The organism is Herbaspirillum sp. UBA812 (assembly GCF_002296545.1).
GTDB lineage: Bacteria > Pseudomonadota > Gammaproteobacteria > Burkholderiales > Burkholderiaceae_D > Herbaspirillum > Herbaspirillum huttiense.
Genome location: NZ_DBIC01000121.1, coordinates 15,051 through 16,864, shown reverse-complemented (window position 1 = coordinate 16,864; position 1,814 = coordinate 15,051). Strand labels below are relative to the sequence as shown.

Here is a 1,814-nt window from a genome sequence, read left to right as displayed (position 1 = left end):
TTGGTGCCATAGGGCGTGCCGTTGCGGGTGGCCATCAGCGGCAGGTCGAGCTGGTCCACGTGCTCTTCGGTCAGCGTCAGGCAGACCAGGCCGCGCGCATGCGTGACCATGAAATTGATGGCTTCGGGCGTGACGAAGTCGGTGGCCAGCACCAGGTCCCCTTCGTTTTCGCGGTCTTCTTCATCGACCAGAATCACCATGCGGCCGGCACGGAGTTCGGCGACGATTTCTTCGGTTGTAGCAAGTGGCATGTTCGCGCTCTTTTCCCAATTGGAACCCGCTATTTTAAAGGATTGCGGGCCTCTTCCGCTGGCCAATTACGCCAATCCGGCGATTCAGGCCATTCAGGCGATTTGTGCCGCCTGGGCCGCCTGCGTGCGTTGCAGCGCTTCCAGCAACAGAGCCGGGTCGCCCAGGGCCAGGCGCTTGGAATCCGACAAGGTCTGGCGGAAAGCGCGCGCACCGGGCATGCCGGTCAGCAGGCCCAGCATGTGACGGGTGATGCTGTTCAAGCGCAGGCCGCGGCCATTGTCGCCGTGCAATTCCAGCTGGCGCTTGATGTAGGGCAACATGGCCTCGATCACCTCGGCCCGGCTGGGCTGGCGGCCGCCGTCCAGATCACCGTAGTAGCGGGCATCGAAGCTCGCCATCAGATAGGGGTTGTGATAGGCCTCGCGGCCCAGCATGACGCCGTCCACATGCTTCAAATGCTCATCGATCTCGGGCAGGGTCTTGATACCGCCGTTGATGAGGATTTCCAGCTCCGGGAAATCCTGCTTCAGCTGATAGGCGTAGTGATACTTCAGCGGCGGGATCTCGCGATTTTCCTTGGGGCTCAGGCCCTTGAGGATGGCATTGCGGGCATGCACGATGAAGGTCTTGCAGCCGGCCTCGGCGACCTGGCCGACGAAATCGCGCACGAAGTCATAGGATTGCACGTCATCGATGCCGATGCGGTGCTTCACGGTCACGTCGATGGAGACCGCATCCTTCATGGCTTTGACGCAATCGGCCACCAGCGTGGGTTCGCCCATCAGGCAGGCGCCGAAAGCCCCCTTCTGGACGCGCTCGGACGGGCAGCCACAGTTCAGGTTGATCTCGTCATAGCCCCATTGCTCGCCCAGTTTGGCGCTGTGCGCCAGGTCGGACGGCTCGCTGCCGCCCAGCTGCAGGGCGACCGGATGTTCCTGCTCGTCGAAATCCAGATGGCGCGGCACATCCCCATGCAGCAGCGCACCGGTGGTGACCATCTCGGTGTAGAGCCAGGTATGGCGGGTGATCTGGCGATGGAAGACGCGGCAGTGGCGGTCGGTCCAGTCCATCATCGGAGCGACCGACAGCGTACGCGGAGGCAGGGCTTTCTTCATAAACTGACGAAATGCTTCATTCAAGGTTCTGGGATGCGCACCGGAAAGCGGATGGAAGGTGGCTGTGCGGCACAGGAGACGAAGGAAGGTTCACATCCCCCTCCTGGCGCCCCGGATCAGCCGCAGCGGCAAATAGAAAGCCCGCAAGGCTTGCGCATTGCGGGCTGGTGTCCCCTCTATCCTCTTCGAGATAGGATTTTTCGTACAACGGACACGATTCTGCACCACAATCCGGCAGCCGTCATTTCGCAATGCACAAAAACAGCGCATCACAAACTATTTTGGACAAACGTTCATCTCACACACCGGTGAACGGAAGCAAACAGCTTCATTCCCCTCCGGCCCGGCAGGCCTGACACCCACGGCAGCAAGGCTTCGCGCCGAGCGGCAAAAAAAAAGCCCACAACCGAAGTTGCGGGCTTGAATCCAATTCTTTAGGAGGAAATT

The 1,814-nt window shown here is 60.6% G+C and carries 2 protein-coding genes; both read right to left on the bottom strand.

The window, feature by feature from the left end; translation table 11 throughout:
* The coding region (locus tag B3873_RS07850) for a 3,4-dihydroxy-2-butanone-4-phosphate synthase (RefSeq protein WP_286865104.1) at positions 1 to 251 on the bottom strand (251 nt) is incomplete at its 3' end.
* 93 nt (positions 252 to 344) lie between these two features.
* Complete coding sequence (dusA, locus tag B3873_RS07845; protein WP_414651529.1) at positions 345 to 1,325, bottom strand: tRNA dihydrouridine(20/20a) synthase DusA; 981 nt, start codon at positions 1,323 to 1,325, stop codon at positions 345 to 347.
* Positions 1,326 to 1,814 lie beyond the last annotated feature (489 nt).